Annotated in this window: 17 protein-coding genes; 3 read left to right on the plus strand and 14 right to left on the minus strand. The window is 56.9% G+C overall.

What is annotated here, in order from left to right:
• Positions 1 to 4: 4 nt before the first annotated feature.
• Complete coding sequence (locus QGH30_08935; protein ID MDP7022464.1) at positions 5 to 760, minus strand: DUF4097 family beta strand repeat-containing protein; 756 nt, start codon at positions 758 to 760, stop codon at positions 5 to 7.
• Between the two features lie 80 nt (positions 761 to 840).
• On the opposite strand from QGH30_08935, the gene QGH30_08940 reads away from it, so the two are divergent.
• Both QGH30_08940 and QGH30_08945 read left to right on the plus strand, forming a co-directional pair.
• Positions 841 to 3,117, plus strand: coding sequence for a xanthine dehydrogenase family protein molybdopterin-binding subunit (locus QGH30_08940; GenBank protein MDP7022465.1), 2,277 nt, complete (start codon positions 841 to 843; stop codon positions 3,115 to 3,117).
• On the plus strand, positions 3,095 to 4,291 hold the full coding sequence (locus QGH30_08945) for an amidohydrolase family protein (GenBank protein ID MDP7022466.1): 1,197 nt from the start codon (positions 3,095 to 3,097) through the stop codon (positions 4,289 to 4,291). The genes QGH30_08940 and QGH30_08945 overlap by 23 nt, the downstream gene beginning before the upstream one ends.
• Positions 4,292 to 4,356: 65 nt before the next feature.
• On the opposite strand, the gene QGH30_08950 is transcribed toward QGH30_08945, so the two are convergent.
• The 5 genes from QGH30_08950 to QGH30_08970 form a co-directional block, all read right to left on the minus strand.
• The gene (locus tag QGH30_08950; protein ID MDP7022467.1) at positions 4,357 to 4,725 is read right to left on the minus strand and encodes a DUF4143 domain-containing protein; all 369 of its coding nucleotides are present in this window, start codon (positions 4,723 to 4,725) and stop codon (positions 4,357 to 4,359) included.
• A 183-nt stretch (positions 4,726 to 4,908) separates the two neighbouring features.
• Positions 4,909 to 5,874: a DUF4340 domain-containing protein gene (locus tag QGH30_08955; protein MDP7022468.1), complete on the minus strand. Its 966-nt coding sequence runs from the start codon at positions 5,872 to 5,874 to the stop codon at positions 4,909 to 4,911.
• The gene (locus QGH30_08960) at positions 5,874 to 7,595 is read right to left on the minus strand and encodes a GldG family protein (GenBank protein MDP7022469.1); all 1,722 of its coding nucleotides are present in this window, start codon (positions 7,593 to 7,595) and stop codon (positions 5,874 to 5,876) included. Before QGH30_08960 ends, QGH30_08955 begins: the two co-directional genes overlap by 1 nt.
• The gene (locus tag QGH30_08965) at positions 7,592 to 8,320 is read right to left on the minus strand and encodes an ABC transporter permease (GenBank protein MDP7022470.1); all 729 of its coding nucleotides are present in this window, start codon (positions 8,318 to 8,320) and stop codon (positions 7,592 to 7,594) included. Before QGH30_08965 ends, QGH30_08960 begins: the two co-directional genes overlap by 4 nt.
• Positions 8,317 to 9,252 carry an ATP-binding cassette domain-containing protein gene (locus QGH30_08970; GenBank protein ID MDP7022471.1) on the minus strand — a complete coding sequence of 312 codons (936 nt, stop codon included), beginning with the start codon at positions 9,250 to 9,252 and terminating at the stop codon, positions 8,317 to 8,319. Before QGH30_08970 ends, QGH30_08965 begins: the two co-directional genes overlap by 4 nt.
• A gap of 220 nt (positions 9,253 to 9,472) precedes the next feature.
• Between QGH30_08970 and QGH30_08975 the strand changes: the two genes are divergently transcribed.
• On the plus strand, positions 9,473 to 10,534 hold the full coding sequence (locus QGH30_08975) for a FlgD immunoglobulin-like domain containing protein (GenBank protein ID MDP7022472.1): 1,062 nt from the start codon (positions 9,473 to 9,475) through the stop codon (positions 10,532 to 10,534).
• 41 nt (positions 10,535 to 10,575) lie between these two features.
• Here QGH30_08975 and QGH30_08980 read toward each other — a convergent pair whose 3' ends face one another.
• The 8 genes from QGH30_08980 to QGH30_09015 form a co-directional block, all read right to left on the minus strand.
• Positions 10,576 to 10,866, minus strand: coding sequence for a hypothetical protein (locus tag QGH30_08980; protein MDP7022473.1), 291 nt, complete (start codon positions 10,864 to 10,866; stop codon positions 10,576 to 10,578).
• An 89-nt stretch (positions 10,867 to 10,955) separates the two neighbouring features.
• Positions 10,956 to 11,291, minus strand: coding sequence for a hypothetical protein (locus QGH30_08985; GenBank protein ID MDP7022474.1), 336 nt, complete (start codon positions 11,289 to 11,291; stop codon positions 10,956 to 10,958).
• 99 nt (positions 11,292 to 11,390) lie between these two features.
• A complete protein-coding gene (locus tag QGH30_08990; GenBank protein ID MDP7022475.1) occupies positions 11,391 to 12,032 on the minus strand; it encodes a DUF4389 domain-containing protein in 642 nt (213 codons plus the stop codon).
• Positions 12,033 to 12,059: 27 nt separating this feature from the next.
• Positions 12,060 to 12,617: a GNAT family N-acetyltransferase gene (locus tag QGH30_08995; protein ID MDP7022476.1), complete on the minus strand. Its 558-nt coding sequence runs from the start codon at positions 12,615 to 12,617 to the stop codon at positions 12,060 to 12,062.
• Positions 12,618 to 12,696: 79 nt separating this feature from the next.
• Complete coding sequence (locus QGH30_09000) at positions 12,697 to 13,110, minus strand: hypothetical protein (GenBank protein ID MDP7022477.1); 414 nt, start codon at positions 13,108 to 13,110, stop codon at positions 12,697 to 12,699.
• A 224-nt stretch (positions 13,111 to 13,334) separates the two neighbouring features.
• Positions 13,335 to 13,934 carry an RDD family protein gene (locus QGH30_09005; GenBank protein ID MDP7022478.1) on the minus strand — a complete coding sequence of 200 codons (600 nt, stop codon included), beginning with the start codon at positions 13,932 to 13,934 and terminating at the stop codon, positions 13,335 to 13,337.
• Positions 13,935 to 14,237: 303 nt separating this feature from the next.
• On the minus strand, positions 14,238 to 14,750 hold the full coding sequence (locus tag QGH30_09010) for a thioredoxin family protein (GenBank protein MDP7022479.1): 513 nt from the start codon (positions 14,748 to 14,750) through the stop codon (positions 14,238 to 14,240).
• A gap of 74 nt (positions 14,751 to 14,824) precedes the next feature.
• Positions 14,825 to 15,322 (minus strand): DUF1211 domain-containing protein (locus QGH30_09015; protein ID MDP7022480.1); only part of this gene is annotated, 498 nt, incomplete at its 5' end.

Below are 15,322 nucleotides of genomic sequence, written 5' to 3' on the forward strand. Positions count from 1 at the left end.
CGAATTACAGACCCTTCACACTTCCCATGCCGGTGTCGAAATCCCCGTCTTCGTATTCCGTGTTCATGAGCCGGATGGAGCCCATGCCGGTCTCGCACTGGACTGATTCAAGCTTGCAGTCAATCAGTCGAATGGAGCCCATGCCGCTTTGCAACTCGGTGTCGATGGCCTGAACATTCTTCAGCTTGATGGAACCCATGCCGCTTTGGATGAGAATGTATTCGATGTCGCTCGCGGGACCCAGGCGAGTGTCTCCCATTCCGATTTCCGCGCGAAGATCCCGGTAGCCCTTGACCTTTTGGATCCGGATGTCGCCGACTCCGGATGTCAGACGAATGGAATTGCCGCCTTCAAAACCCAGAACCTCGATATCGCCGGCCCCGATGGTAAGCTCCATGCTGACAGAGCGGGGGAGCAGTGCGTGCAGGGAGCCGAAAGCGCTGGAGTGGTTTCCCCTGCTTTCAAGAAATAGCCCTCCCTTTTCGTCGATACGAAGAGTCACATCGTCTTCTTCGTACTCGTAGTACTCGATCGTGAAGATTGCACTGGGAAGATCGTGGGCCTTGAGAACCAGGGTTCCGGTGTAGGCATCGAAATTAAACTCCCCCGGAAGCACGGTTTCCACTTCGACGGTCTTTCGATAGTGAAGCTCCTCTCCTTCCACCTCCACATTCTTCTCTGCGGCTTTTTGAATCAGGGAACCTGCAAAGCCCGCAAGAGGAAGGAGCAGAAGGAGCGTTATCAGTTTGACTTTCTTCACAAGACCTCCATTGCCAGCTTACGGGAAACCGACGGGGGGGTTTCAGTTGCAATCCACAGCGCGGAGTGTAAGCTCCTTTCATGACAGAAAAAAGCAGGAATCTCGGTGCGAGCCCGATCCGGGAAGACGCCATCGCAAAATTGCGGGGGGATACCCGTTTTCTCGGCGACCTTCGACCGGAGGGGATTCTCTACGCTTGTCAGGTGAACAGTCCCCTTTCCCATGCCCGGATCCTGTCGATGGACTACCGCCAGGCACGCGAGCTTGAAGGCGTGGTCTGTGTTCTTGGCGCCGAAGATGTGCCCGGAGAGAATCGCGTGGGCGTGATTATTGACGACCAAGCTCTCTTCGCCGAAGAGAAGGTACGATTTCGTGGCGAGTGTATGGCCATTGTCGCTGCGGAAAGTGAAGAGATTGCAAGAAAGGCCGCCGGGCTTGTGCGATTCCAGTTGGAAGAATTGCCCGGAGTCTTTGACCTGGACTCTGCGATGGCTTCGCCGGAGCATCCGGTTCACGAGAGCGGGCCCATTGCCTGCCACTCCCGGGTTCGCAAGGGAAGCGTGGCGCGCGGTTTTGCCGATGCTGACGAAGTGATCGAGGAGGTCTTCGAGACCGGCCTTCAGGAGCACTACTACCTGGAAACTCTGGCCTGTCTTGTATATCCCGAAGAAGACGGCCTTCTGGTTACCGGCTCCCTGCAGTGTCCTTTCTATGTTCAGAAAGCGGTGGCGCGAAGTTCCGCCCTGCCGCTTGAAAAGGTGCGGGTCGTTCAGACTCCTACCGGCGGCGCCTTCGGGGGCAAGGAAGATGTTCCCAATGAACTCTGTGCGCGGACGGCGCTTCTGGCTCAGGCTACCGGGCGACCCGTTCGCCTGCTGCTGGATCGCGAAGAGGACATACTCACTTCCAGCAAGCGCCATCCTTTTCGCATTCATGCGCGACTGGGAGCCACGCGCGATGGCCAATTGACGGCCTTTGAAATCTTCCAGGACGCCGAGTCCGGAGCCTATGCAACGCTTTCCCCGCCGGTCATCTACCGTGCGGCGATGCAGGGCGCAGGGCCCTACCGCATTCCCCATGTGCATGTGGAGTCCCGGGCCTGGTACACCAACCAGGTGCCGAATGGAGCCTTTCGCGGCTTTGGAAGTCCGCAGGTCTGCTTCGCCCACGAGCGCATGATGGATCTTATGGCGGAAAAGCTTGGCATGAGCCCCGTGGAACTTCGCCGCAGGAATCTTCTTCGCAAAGGTGATGAAACCGCTACGGCTCATGTTCTGAGTGAAAGTGTGGGCGCTCTGGAAACTCTGGAGCAGGCCGCGGCGGCGCTGCAGGAAAACGATCCCCCTTCGCGGCGGTGGCTTCACGGCACCGGCTTTGCGTCCATGATCTATGGAAACTGTCTCGGCAAGGCCGGCTGGCACATGGATGGAGCCGCTGCGCTGCTGGACCTTCAGGAAGACGGCACATTGAACTGCGCCACCGGGCTGACCGAGTTCGGGCAGGGTGCAAGGATGGTGGTTCTCCAGATGGCGGCAGAAGCGCTGGGACTGCCCCTTGAGTCATTTCATCTGGCACCCACCGACACGGCACTTGTCCGCGACAGCGGCCCGACCGTGGCCAGCCGCAATGTGGTGATGAGCGGAAACGCGATTCTCGATGCGGCCGCCCGGCTGAAGGAACGCTTGCGCCCGCTTGCCGCAGAACTTCTCTCTTGCGATGAGCTAGAGCTTCGCTTCGAGGATGGTCAAGTTTCCTCTGCTTCGAAATCAATCTCCTGGGAGGAACTGTCCCGGGAAGGTCACCGGCGCGGCCTGGAGCTTTCGGTGGAAGGCTGGTGGCATGTCCCGGAACTGGACTTCGATCTTGGAGAGGGAAAAGGAGAAGCCTACTTCGCCTATTCCTTTGCGACACATTGCTGCCGTGTTGCCGTAGACACCTTGAGCGGGCAGGTGAAGGTACTCGGTGTCTGGGCGGCTCACGATCTCGGGCGGGTGATCAATCGGGCGGGGGCGGAGGCTCAAGTGGAGGGTGGAGTCGCTCAGGGAATTGGCTTTGCACTCACCGAGCACTTCCATCGGAATGAAGGAGAGATTCTCAGTCGCAACCTTTCTTCCTACCCTCTTCCCCTGGCCGTGGACATTCCCGATATTCAAAGCCTGCTCATTGAAGACCCGCACCCTGAAGGTCCCTTCGGGGCGAAGAGCCTGGGCGAACCCACCATTATTCCCACGGCCGCAGCGATTGCCAATGCGATCAGCGACGCAATCGGCGAGCCGGTGAACAAGATTCCCGTTCGGGCCGAAGACCTGCTTGAACTTCTAAAGAAAGCTGGACATGAAGAAAACGCTCTATCTTGATGGCAGATGCGGCCGCGGCGAGCCCCTCTGGATTCTGACTGCCGGTTCCCGTATCGAGTCCATGGGTCATGAGTTCCCCCCGGATGCCGATAAGAGCGTGTCGCTGGAAGGTCGGCCCCTGCTTCCCGGAATGATCAATGCGCATACGCATCTCTACAGCGCTCTGGCCGGGTTTCTGGCCTGGCCCAGCCCTCGCCCGGAGGACTTTCGCGAGATTCTCAAACAGGTCTGGTGGAAACTGGATCGCGCGCTGGACGAGGAGTCGATTCGGGCCAGTGCAAGAATGGGCCTCTTTGAAGCCCTGCGTCACGGGACGACCACAATCGTGGATCACCACAGCAGCCCCTCCCATGTCGAGGGAAGTCTGGATATTCTAGCCGAAGAGGCAGAGAGAATGGGACTGAAGCTGGTATTGGCTTTCGAAAGCAGTGACCGCGACGGGGAAGATGTCTTTCACGCTTCTGTTCAGGAAAACCTTCGCGCCATCGAGACTTACTCGGGACATGAATCCCTTCGTGCGATCTTTGGCCTGCATGCTTCCTTCACCCTTTCCGATGAGAGTCTTCGCAGCTGCGCGGAGGCAAGCGATGCGCCTTTTCATATTCACTGCGCCGAATCGGAGTGGGATCTTGTCGATGCAAGGGAACGCGGCTTCGACAGCGTGATCGACCGGCTCGACAAGTTGGGAATCCTGAGACCCGGAACATTGCTGGCTCACGGGATTCATCTGGCCGAAGGAGATGCCGAGAGAATCCGGGAAGCGGACTGCCGTCTGATTCACTGTCCGCAATCCAACGAGTTCAACGGCTTGGGTCGAGCCGATGTTTCTTCACTCTCTGATGACGGGGTTCTCCTGGGCCTGGGAAGCGACGGCTTTGGCTCGGGAATGCTGAAGGAAGCCTCTCTGGCTTCGGCCGAAGGCGCGCGCTTGCTCGGAGAGGGCAATGCCAGAATCGCGTCGGATCTCTTTGGCAGAAACATTGGCAGGCTTCAGGCCGGAGCAGACGCCGACTTCATCACCCTCGATGAAGAGGGCGGCGTCGCTCAATGCGTGTCATCCGGGAAACTGGTATTCGACGCTTCTGAAAGCAACAGTGATGCTCTTCAGAAACTGGGCGACTGGGCGCGTGGAGAAGCGTCCAGGCTGGGCGAGAGGATCGGGCTGGAAGGGTAAATCGCCCACCGCAAGACTATTCACTGGCCGCCTTTCGAATCTGTACAGGAAACCTGCGTATGGGTTTACTGGAGCAATCTTCCCAACTGTTCCACAAGATAAAGCGGAAGAGACAGTAACTCGAAACTCACCGATTCCGAGCTTGATCCATTTCCCGGCGCAAGCTCGATTGCTTGTCGGGAAGGCAAATTCATGTCAAAACGAATTGCCCTTTCGGGGTCCCTGGCCCTCACGAATTCGTGGAGCGACTTCAGGGTCCCGCTTTTCCCGGCCTTGACCTCCACCGGCACGATGTCCCCGCCGACCTGCACTAGAAAATCCACCTCCGCGTTATTGCTTCTTCCCTCCCTCAACCAATAGGTCATCTGCGATGACATGTTCGCGGGTTCCAGGATGTGGAGATGCTGCGCAATGAACTGCTCAGAGGGGTCCATTTTCTGCAATACACGCAGAAAACAGGGGGGTATTTTCTGCAATACTTACAAAAAACATACCCCTGTTTTTGGCAATGTCCAGGGAAACAAAGACGGACTGCACCCAGGTACAGTCCGCAAATAAAAAGGTGCAATCACAGAAATTGCCCTTGCGAGTCTACTCTGCGGCAAGTCGACAGGGTGCTACTTCAAGAACTCCTCTCGACCCTTGAACAAGCGATCCTCCATGCCCGCATAGACGCGAAAAACCGCATCCTTATCTTCCAGCTTCACCGGAGTGCCTTCACCGGATTCGAGAGCCTTTCCAAAGAGAATGACCTGAGTATCGCCGCCGGGCAGGGACACCTCCACGCGCCGGGAAAAACCGTGATCTGCGGCAGGATCCAAAACACCGCTGGCCCGAAGCCCGGCAAGCATGCTGGTCAGGGACTCCACCTTGCCGCGATCCGCTTCCGCAGAGCCCAGCTTCCAGGTAAAGGCGTCCAGGTCGAGTACTTCACCCTCTTTCGGGGGCGAGTATTCCTTGCTCAAACGCAATTCGCTGTCGCCGTCCACAAGAAGAACTCCCTCGATGGATCCAGCATCCAGGGAGAGAACACTCAGGTCCAGAAAACCTCGTTCCTCCGGCTCCCGCTTGTCTCCCCAAAGACCGAGTTGACCGAGAAGACGACCGTGGCTTGCGTAGACATTAATCTCTCCAGCGCGACGCAGGAAGAAACCGCTGCCACCGGGCAAGGAACTTCCAATCAACAGATGCAACGCCTCGCCTCCATCGCGAGCAAAGACTTTCAGGTGAAGCGCCTCTTCGTCCTTCAACTGATAATCCGTAAGCACTTCCTCGCTTGAGGAGCGGAACTCGCCCTGTAGCGACAGAAGCTCGCTGAAGATCGACTCCAGCTTGCCCGCCTGCACGGGGTGCCCGTAGCTGCTCTCCACAAACCAGTCAGCGTCCTTGCGCGCCAGAACCAGCTCCGTGGACTCCGGCCCGATAATCTCCAGTCGGGATGACTCGTCCAGGCTCAAACCGGCGGCAAGCATTTCCATGGAAGCGGTTTGCAGGGAGCTCTCGTAGCTCCTCTGCTGAAGAATTCTCACAAGGCCCAGGGCGAAAACCAGAGCCACCAGAATGATCCACTTTTTTGATTTCATTACAGCCTCCCCGCTGACAGGGACTCTTCGTGCAGGGCGCTTTCCTTGCGACGCAGCACCATTCGCACGATTCCGTAAACAGCGATCAGCACGGGAACCAGCAGGACCGAGAAGATACGATAGAACAGCTTCTCCCCCGCTTCAGTCGAACGGATGCTCCGCTGGGTGATCAGGCGGGAACGAATGCCGATCAGTTCCCCGCCAAGAGCCAGGGCATCCACCGAGTTCAACAGCAACATGACATTCTGCCCCGCGCCCACAAAGGGCTGCTCGAACATCTTTGCACAACCGGTGACCATGAGCTTCGCCGACGCTTCCGGTGAGTTGACTCCGGGGCCGCTCTGCAGGGAATCTGCAAGTCCGGGCCAGGCGGGGACACTGCCTTCGGGTGAAGGAAAGTTCCCTTCGAGAAGCCAGGCCAGGGGCAACTCGCTTTCGAAATGCTTGCCGGCCGGATCGATGTCAAACTGTGTCAGGGGTTCGGCACTGAAGTCCTTACGCCAAGCTTTTCCGCTGCTCGTAAAGAGCGTACTGGATTCAATGTCCAGTGCCTCCAGCTTCACTCCATCAAGGGAAACATCCGTTCCCCAAAGATAGAACAACTGCTCAATGCGATTCGTAATCGAAAGATCGCGATTCATCTGCTCGCCACGAACCGAGATCTGCATGGGTGCGCGCACCGGCTCCGAGGTCTGAAAGCGCATGCCGCCCAGGTTGGCCGTGCGGGGAATGTTCAGGGTCTCCTGCTCCAGGTCGAAAAGCTGACGACGGTCCACCTGCACGCCGAAGCTGCCGAGCAGGGCGTCCAAACCAGAGTGTGTCTCGCGAGCCCCGATCCGGAAACCGCCACGCTGTCCCGGCTGGTAGTCATACTCATGGTTCTGGATGGCCAGCAGAGTGTTCACTCCGCGAGAAAGAGCATTGGCAATTTCCCAGGACTGCCGCTCGTTCAGGTTCCGCGGCGAAAGCACCAACAAGGCATCCGCATCTTCGGGAACAGGGCTGTCAGCACTGAGCTCAATGCGATGGACATCGAAGTGTTCCTCCCGAAGCATCTCGATCACCGGCTCCCAAGTGTCCGGAAGCTCGGGGATCTCCATGCCCATCTGCATATAGGCGCTCATCATCTCCGGGTCCAGGGTCGGCTTCTGGGCGAAGACCGCCACCAGAGGTTCCTTCTCGCGAGTCATGCGATGCACGCGGGAGAGAAGTTCATATTCGAAGGTCATCAGGCTCTGCGGAAGAACCTGGGGAAGAACTTCTTCCGGCTTGTCCTTATAGGCGATGCTGATCGCAGACCAGATCATCTTCAGGCCGATCTCGTCGCGATCCACGGTGCGAACCTGAAAGGGACGAACGCCGCGAGCTATCAGGGCCTGCTCCTGTTTCTCGTCTCCGGAAGGATCGTGAACCGAGAACTGGACCATGCCGCCCGAGGCCGCCGAGTAGTCGCGCAACTTGTCGCGAACATCTCTTTCGAGATACTTCAGTTCCGTCGGCATCTTGTCGCCGGCGGTGACATAGTACTTCACCTGCACCGGAACTTTCAGGGTTCCCAGAATCGACTTTGCCGATGGGGAAAGTGTGAAGAGCTGGTCTTCGGTGAGATCCACTCTCGCTCCCCGAAGCTCATCGAGAGCCGCCGTCAGAAAGACGGAGATTCCCAGGAAGAGAATGGCAGAAATCACAAAACCCAGCCGGAAGCTTGTTTTCTTGATCATCCGTGCTTCCTCCCTTCCAGCCAGTAGGCGTTCATCGCAAGAAAGACGGCCGAGAGCGACAGGAAGTAGGACAGGTCTCCCAGCGTGATCACGCCCCTTTGCAGGGATTCGTAATGCGGCATCAAGCCGAAGGCTCTCTGCAGGAAGCTGCCCAGGCCGCCGATCCAGCCGTCAATCGTGGCGGCCACGGGGCCGATCCCGACAAAGAAAAGTGCGAAGCAGAGAATCATGCCCAGGATGAAGGCGGTGATCTGGTCACGCACCAGGCCGGAAACGAAGATGCCAACGGCCAGATAAAGCGCACCAAGAAGAAGGGCACCGAAGTAGCCCGCCAGAATCGCACCGCCGTCTGGATTCCCGAGCATGGCAAGCATGATGGGAATCGGTAGCGTACCGATGAGGGCAATCAGGTAGAAGGCCAGAGCTGCCAGGTATTTGCCGCCCATGACTTCTGCTGCCTTCATGGGCAAGGTCATCAGCAACTCAAAGGTGCCCGAGCGTCGATCTTCCGCCCAGAGCCTCATGGTGAGAGCCGGAATGAAGAAGATGAGAAAGAGCGGCAGGTTCGAGAAGATCCCGCGCATGTCCGCCTGTCCCTGCAGGAAGAAAGAGGTCATGTAAAGACCCGCATTCAGCACGAGAAAGACGATGATGAAAATGTAGGCGATGGGGCTGTTGAAGTAGGCCGCCATCTCCCTTTTGAAAATCACTCCGATGTTCTTCATGCTCTCACCTCCCCGTCGTCCCGAGTCAATTCGATAAAAGTGTCCTCCAGGGAATAGGGACTCTCGTTCAACTCACGAAGCTCCCAGTTTTCCTTGCGGGCAATCTTCGACAAAAGCCCGGGCAGGTCTGTATCGAAAGACCCGCGCACTTCAAAACGATTGGAATCCAGAGCGCTCACTCTCTCGATACCCTCCTGCGCTTCCAGACCTGTCACCAGATCGCCGGGCACCTGCTCGAATGCGATGAAGATCCGGTTGCTCTTCATGGCCTCCCTTTGCAGGTCGCCGATACGGCCGTCCGCCACGATGCGTCCCTGATTGACGATCACCACCCGGTCGGTCACCGGAGCAACTTCCTGAAGGATGTGTGTGCTGAAAAGGATGGTCTTCGTTTTTCCCAGGCTCTGGATCAGCTCGCGAATGCCGATGATCTGAAGAGGGTCCAGGCCGCTGGTCGGTTCATCCAGAATCAGAATCTCCGGATCATGAATCAGGGCCTGCGCAAGACCGGTTCGCTGCTTGTAGCCTTTGGACAGTTCCAGAATGGGTTTCTTGTAAACCGGTTCCAGATGGCAGGCCTCCACAACCCAGCTCGCCCGGGCACTCAATGCCCCGCCCTTCAGGCCCCGAGCCTCGCCAGCAAAACGCAGGTACTCATGAACCCGCATGTCCGGGTAAAGAGGTACATTTTCGGGCATGTAGCCGATCCGCGCACGGATCTCAAGGGGCTTCTCGGACACATCCACGCCATCAACCAGCACTCGCCCTTCATCGGCAGCGAGATAGCTCGTGATGATTTTCATGGCCGTGCTCTTGCCGGCACCATTGGGTCCGAGAAATCCGAGGATCTCTCCCCGTTCGACCTTCATGGATACCTTGTCGAGAGCCAGGGTCTGCCCGAAGCGCTTGGACACACTTTGCACTTCGATCATCGTTCAAGAACTCCTGTTTGAATGTCTATAATGGGAGGCGACCGGTCGCCGCCAAGTTGCCGAATACTACAATCTGTGTTTCGAAAAATCCAGTCCTGCCTGAAATTACAGAACGGTCGCAAAACTGGGAATCGACGCAAATCCGTGCTACAATGGAGTTCCTCTCTCAGCAGAAAAGGCCCCCATGCGCATGATTCCAGGAACATCCCTTGTCCCGGCAATGCTCTTTTTCTTGCCGCTTGCCGCGCTCGCCCTGCCCTGGCCTGCGGGAAGCGGAATGGAGATTGGATGGATGGATGAACCAGGGGGACTCCCCGATGGCTTCGAACCCAGTGGAATCGTCCATCACCCGGACCGCAACTCGGTGATTCTGGTAGACGACAGCGGACTGCTTTGTGAAATGGATGCAAGTGGCGGAAATGCGGTGATCTGGGATCTGGGAGGCGATCTGGAGGCCATTACCCGGGCCGATGACAGCGAGTCGATTGTCTATCTGGGAGTTGAAAACCCGGACGCAGTTCTCGAGTTCGATCTTAACACCGGACAGGCGACCGGCGAGGAATGGGATCTCACGCCCTGGCTCGACGGCCCCAACAATCGAGGTCTCGAGGCTCTGACCTATGTCAATGGCCTCTTCTATGCGGGTCTTCAGGATAGCGGACAGATCTTTGTCTTCAACCTTCTTCCCGGGGGCATCGTTCAGCACCTCGCGACCACCCCGTCCCCCGGCAACCGCGACGACATCTCCGGCCTTCACTTTGACTTCTGCTCCGGCACGCTTTACGCGGTGTACGACAGCCACGATGTGCTGATCGAAATGTCCGAAGATGGGAATTTCCTTCGCCTGTTCAGTCTTCCGGGAGATACTCAGGAAGGCGTTGCGCTGATTGGGGGTTCTTCAACAGCGGAAACAAGCATCTTCATCGCTCAGGATGCCGGGGAAGTCTGGCGTTACGAGGGCTACCCCATCGAACCCTGTGAAGAAACAGACGCGGTTGCGCCTGCCTCGCTGTTTCATCTTTCTGCCTGGCCCAATCCCTTCAACCCGAAGGTATCTATCTCCTTTTCCCTGCCCTCACAGGAAGAGGCAAGCCTTCAGGTCTTCGATTCCAGCGGCCGGTGGATCACTACGCTCCTGGCCGGATTCATCGAAGCCGGGCAACATCGCATTCAATGGGAAGGGCGCAATGAAGCAGGCCACGCGCTGCCTTCGGGGGTTTATCTGATTCGCCTTCGGGCAGGAGCTGCTACCGAAACTAGCCGGCTTGTCCTGATTCGCTAAGGTCGTCCCGATTCTTTGATGCCAGAACGACACCGCCTAAGTCACTCAAAGCGGTCGAAGTCCATTTCGATGCCACCAAACCATCTCGCAACAAGGTTGTAGAGCACGGCCCCCACAGCCCCGGCGACAAATCCACATGCCGCGAACATAAGCGGCATCCCTATGAGCGCCATGAAGGCAAGAGCTGTACCTGAGTTCAGTGTGCCGGTGAACAGCTCATAAAAAAACCCTCCAAATGCGTAGAGCACACCGGCGATAAAGCCCAACGCGGCCATCACAAGGGCCTGTAACTTGGCGGAAAAGAAAACCCCCAGCCTCTTGAGTCTTGCCATTTGACCCTCCCCTTTCCGGAAACGTTTCGAAACCTTGTTGGACGCTCCCCGTGGAGTCTGGTTCTTGTCCGGCGAACAACCCCGCTACACTAGCGAGGGTATTTCCAGTGAGGAAGGAGCCGTTCAAGGACCTGCGTGTCTATCAGAACCGCAAGCAGAACTCCTGCTCCAAACATAAGGATGTCGAGAGGGTCGAAGGTCACTCCGAAAAAGTAGAACCCAAAACCCTGCATGATCTCGGAGAAGGTCATTGCTGCAAATACAATGAGAGCCTTCACAAACCACTGTCGAAGAAACCGAATCTGGACTTCAACCATGCCAAGCATGAAGTAGAAGCCAATAGGAAGAACCAGGTCAGAGGCAAAACTATAGTAATAGAGATACAGTTTTCCGCTAAGGTGTTGACCGATTCTGAACGCGTGCATCGCTGCGATCGCCAGCATTGTGGTAACCGCTACAATTATACGAACCCTATGCTTGGGCCAAAGGTTTAACTCTTTCACATCTCTCCCTCAGCTCGAATCTCAACTAAGGCGGAAGGGCGGGTATTGATCTGTGACGAGCAGTACAGCATAGGCCTCGACGCGCAAGGCCCACCTGCCCACACCCACGACAAAGTCAAACAGCACTCTCGGGTATTGGCCGGTGAAAAGAATCGCGAACCAGGAGACTGCCACGGCGAAAAGTGCGGGGATCAAAAGTAGTGCCAGCACAATGCAGTGCGGAATAGCCAGGAACCACTTGACCAGCGGCAGCCATCGATTCAGGTCTTGTTTCACATCCGGATAGTCGATCTCCAGGTGTACGGACTGTTCCTCGATGGTCGAAGGATAGCGATCCGTCAGAAGCACAAAGTAGGCGCCAACCCGCATTGAGAAGCGCAACAACTCACGCGCGAAATCAAACCACCAGCGTGGGTAGCGCTGTCTGAAGACGATCATCAGCGCCGTCGCGACCGCGAGGCCCACCACGATCCCGCCTCCCGAGTTGCCCACGGCCTCTCCGGCCTCAGTCACGCTTCTTCCATCGTCGCTGGCCAAGAGCAGGGCAAGGATGGCTCCGATGGGGATGATCCAGATCAGCCGAAAGAAGGTTGTCAGGCGGTCCAACTTGTCCGGGTAATCGACTTCCAGGCGGGCAGCATAGCCTGCGGGGTGAATAGCCATAAGCACCTCTCAGTTTGGTAGTACCGTTCACTCCTCTTTCCGGGCTCCGGACCCGAACAGAGCGTACTCGCTCACCGCTTGCTCCACACCCTGAAAGTCCATGACGCGATCCGTCTGATGCTCGAACCCGGCGCGTGCGAGTACCTTCCTCGATCCCTGATTGGACTGGGCGGCGATTGCCAGGATCCTCGACAAGCCAAACCTGCCAAAGGCCCAAAGGCAGGCTGCGCTGACAGCTTCGACGGCAAGCCCCTGGCCTTGGTATGCCTCGGCAATCGAAAAACCGATCTCGACATCACCGTCAAGCGGGCTCAAGCCGACATGCCCTATGAGCGTGTCGTCACCCCGGTGATCGACGGCCAGAACATACGGTCCGCTTCGAGGGTCCGCGGGTCTTGAGTACTGCTCCCTGAGAAACTCGAGTGTTTCTCGAGCCTCGGCCTCGTCTGCGTACACTTGGCTTGGGAGCCACTTCCGGGACGCAGGCTCCGTGCTCAAAGCATACACGGTCGCCGTATCCCCGATTTCAAAGGGCCTGAGTACGAGTGACTCCGTCTCTATCCGTAAGAGCTGTTCGCTTTCCATGTATTCCTGCTTTCATTGCCCGTTTTTCACCTGCTACTGCCGGTGGCTTAAGCCGGTGCATCTCCAATACCGTAAAGCGCTAGGCAAAGATCTTGGCAACACGCTCGGAGACGAGGAAGTATCTGGTCCACACAGCTGCCCACACAAGGGCGACGACTATGGTTGCCGCCAGTATCAGACCTTCCGGCCCCTGCAACGGCCTCTCCATGAGTAGTACACCGTAAAGTACACGCAGCGAGATCAAGCCTGCCCCCACCCATAGCAACGCGATGTTCCACTTTGGCGCAGACGGGACCTTCAGGATCAACAGCAAGAGTGGCACAAGCATCAGCATCAAGATTCCAAGGAACAGCTGCCTGGGATAATCGAGAAACCACCCCGACAGCCCCGCTGAGTAGAACATCAGCAAAGGAACCGAACCCATGACATAGACCAGCAACCAACCACTGATGGTGTTGATTCTATGCCGGGCCAGGAATTGCTCGGGCTTCATGGTTCTCCTCCTCCGAAACTCACAAGATTTTATAAGTTTCGGGCATCACCGCCAAGTAAGACCTTTATCGAAGAGCCCTCCGGCGGGTCAGGCTTCCTTGTCGACGCTCCAGGAGCCATTCGCCGAGTCATCTGCTTTAGCCAAAGACTGGATTAAACTCACCGAACTGCTCCTAACGGGATTTGGCCTCAGTGCGGTTAACGCTCTCGAACTTCATCGCGCTGTCAGGCGGTCCCACGCACCACGACCGTATTCGAGATTCGATCGTGTGCGAGTCTACGGTTTGGGTCGCGCCATAGATCGAGGAAGCCAATGCCAAAGGTGCCAACACCTGCCAGATAGCCTCCAAAACGGTCCAAGCTCTCCCAGTAGCTGAGTGGTTGACCATCAAGACGCACAACCCGAATTCTGAAGATCCGTTTCCCAAAGGTCCCGAGGCGGCTACCCGCGGTGAGCAGCGTGAAATAGAGCGCAGCGGTACCAAAAACCGCGATGCCACGGATCGGGTTCGGGATCAAGCGCTGAATTTCGAGTCGAATGTGACCTGGTTCGAGAGGCGGAGGGTCTGAGCCAACCACCAGAGAGAAATCAAGTTCATGGGGCACGAGGAGTTCTCCGGCTCTACGGAAATCTGATTCCTCCACCGCGACCTTTACTGACGCTGGAAGCCCGGGCGCATCGATTCTCGCCAATAGCGGTGCGACATCGGCCAGGGCATTCAATGCGGCGTCCTCGTTCTGCTCTCCCGCCAGAAGCGTGCGGATTCCGCGGAGTCCATCTGGGTCGGTCAGTGAAAGCGAAACAGCGGCGACAACACAAGACACCGCTAAAGTCGGAATGGACAACAAGACCCAATCGAGCAAGAAGGCGCAGAGCCGCCTGAAGGGTGACGCGAGAGGTTGTGCAACAAGGTTTGGAGACACCTCCAACGCCGACTGTGTCAATATGCGCTGTGTCACGATGTCAGCCTCCTGTACTTACCGGGAACTTTGTTTGTACCCTTCGTTCGCCTAACGATGGCTGGTCACCTGCAGACGGCGATGCCGACTGTCTGGTGCAGCAACTGGTTAGATAGTCCAACTATACCCACGATTGCCCGAAACAAAAGAGGATGAATCCGTTCGACATTACAGATCATTATCGGTAAACGAATCCTGCTCCCCTAACAATTCAAGGAATTCCGCTTTGCTCATCCTCCCTTGTTTCCACTGGAGGACATTCCCCTCTGAGTCCGTGATAATGGTAGTTGGCGTGGCGCCAATTTCGTAACGACTCAAAGTTGCGGCGGCGTTTGAGTTATCCATGTCAATCGTCACTGGAATAAACGCTGCATTGACCGTATTGATCACCTGGTCATCCGCCCAGACTTGGCGCTTCATGATCTGGCAGGGTGAACACCACTTGCCAGTGAAAAAGAGAATTATCGGTTTGTCAGATTTGACTGCCAGTTGTTGCGCAGCCGTGAAGTTGTCGGCCCAGGCAATGCGGTTGGAAGGTGCATAGAAGGAGTACCAAGCGGAGGCAAGCGATGCCACTAGAAATGTAAGCCAAAACACTTGCCAGAACCGGCCTGACTTGCCCTTACTCGTCAGAGATTCTGGCTCATGGGATGAAGTAACTGTGGGTTGCTTTTTATTCATGAATCATCCTTAAACCATCCGACGACAGCATCACCAGTGTGCTCGACGCCTCCGCTCAACCCCATCCGCACCCGTCAAGGCGCAGTTTTCAGGCGCTGGGCTTTCCGGCCATAGATCACGACGACTAGAGGCATCGATATCAGGAGCGTGAAATACCAAAAGCCCGCCCAGATGCCCCACCGCAGCGGCAGCAGTCCGGCCCAGAGGCATGATGCCAAGCCTGTCGTCGCAAGGACACCGAATGATACCGCGTCTTCACGCGTCTTCACGCGCTCGAGCTCGTTCAGGGCCAGGCAGTCAGCCACTCGCATAGCGCGTGCATAGAGCAGGCCGATCAGACTTGTCTGGGCCCAGAAACCCAGCCCGTAGATGACGAAAAGCCGGCGCAGGTCGCCGACATCTTCCAGTACGAAACTGGACGGAAGCCAGCCGGCGCTAACCCAGGCAAAGAAGGAAGAGAAGACCATTTTCAGGGGGTAGACGAAGATCAGCATCACGAACACCAGGCCCAGGCTGATCAGCATCACTAGTCCGTCTTCCAGGCCGTAGCGGCGACTCCACTGCCGGTGGGC

It is taken from the genome of Candidatus Krumholzibacteriia bacterium (assembly GCA_030748535.1).
In the GTDB taxonomy this organism is placed as follows: Bacteria; Krumholzibacteriota; Krumholzibacteriia; order JACNKJ01; family JACNKJ01; genus JASMLU01.

What these genes read in the sequence shown, in the direction of transcription:
- QGH30_09010 (MDP7022479.1), bottom strand. Translation starts at nt 14,750, where the DNA reads ATGAATAAAAAGCAACCCACAGTTACTTCATCCCATGAGCCAGAATCT.
- QGH30_08970 (MDP7022471.1), bottom strand. Translation starts at nt 9,252, where the DNA reads ATGATCGAAGTGCAAAGTGTGTCCAAGCGCTTCGGGCAGACCCTGGCT.
- QGH30_08940 (MDP7022465.1), top strand. Translation starts at nt 841, where the DNA reads ATGACAGAAAAAAGCAGGAATCTCGGTGCGAGCCCGATCCGGGAAGAC.
- QGH30_09000 (MDP7022477.1), bottom strand. Translation starts at nt 13,110, where the DNA reads ATGAAGCCCGAGCAATTCCTGGCCCGGCATAGAATCAACACCATCAGT.
- QGH30_08995 (MDP7022476.1), bottom strand. Translation starts at nt 12,617, where the DNA reads ATGGAAAGCGAACAGCTCTTACGGATAGAGACGGAGTCACTCGTACTC.
- QGH30_08945 (MDP7022466.1), top strand. Translation starts at nt 3,095, where the DNA reads ATGAAGAAAACGCTCTATCTTGATGGCAGATGCGGCCGCGGCGAGCCC.
- QGH30_08955 (MDP7022468.1), bottom strand. Translation starts at nt 5,874, where the DNA reads ATGAAATCAAAAAAGTGGATCATTCTGGTGGCTCTGGTTTTCGCCCTG.
- QGH30_08975 (MDP7022472.1), top strand. Translation starts at nt 9,473, where the DNA reads ATGCTCTTTTTCTTGCCGCTTGCCGCGCTCGCCCTGCCCTGGCCTGCG.
- QGH30_08990 (MDP7022475.1), bottom strand. Translation starts at nt 12,032, where the DNA reads ATGGCTATTCACCCCGCAGGCTATGCTGCCCGCCTGGAAGTCGATTAC.
- QGH30_08980 (MDP7022473.1), bottom strand. Translation starts at nt 10,866, where the DNA reads ATGGCAAGACTCAAGAGGCTGGGGGTTTTCTTTTCCGCCAAGTTACAG.
- QGH30_08985 (MDP7022474.1), bottom strand. Translation starts at nt 11,291, where the DNA reads ATGCACGCGTTCAGAATCGGTCAACACCTTAGCGGAAAACTGTATCTC.
- QGH30_08960 (MDP7022469.1), bottom strand. Translation starts at nt 7,595, where the DNA reads ATGATCAAGAAAACAAGCTTCCGGCTGGGTTTTGTGATTTCTGCCATT.
- QGH30_08950 (MDP7022467.1), bottom strand. Translation starts at nt 4,725, where the DNA reads ATGGACCCCTCTGAGCAGTTCATTGCGCAGCATCTCCACATCCTGGAA.
- QGH30_08965 (MDP7022470.1), bottom strand. Translation starts at nt 8,320, where the DNA reads ATGAAGAACATCGGAGTGATTTTCAAAAGGGAGATGGCGGCCTACTTC.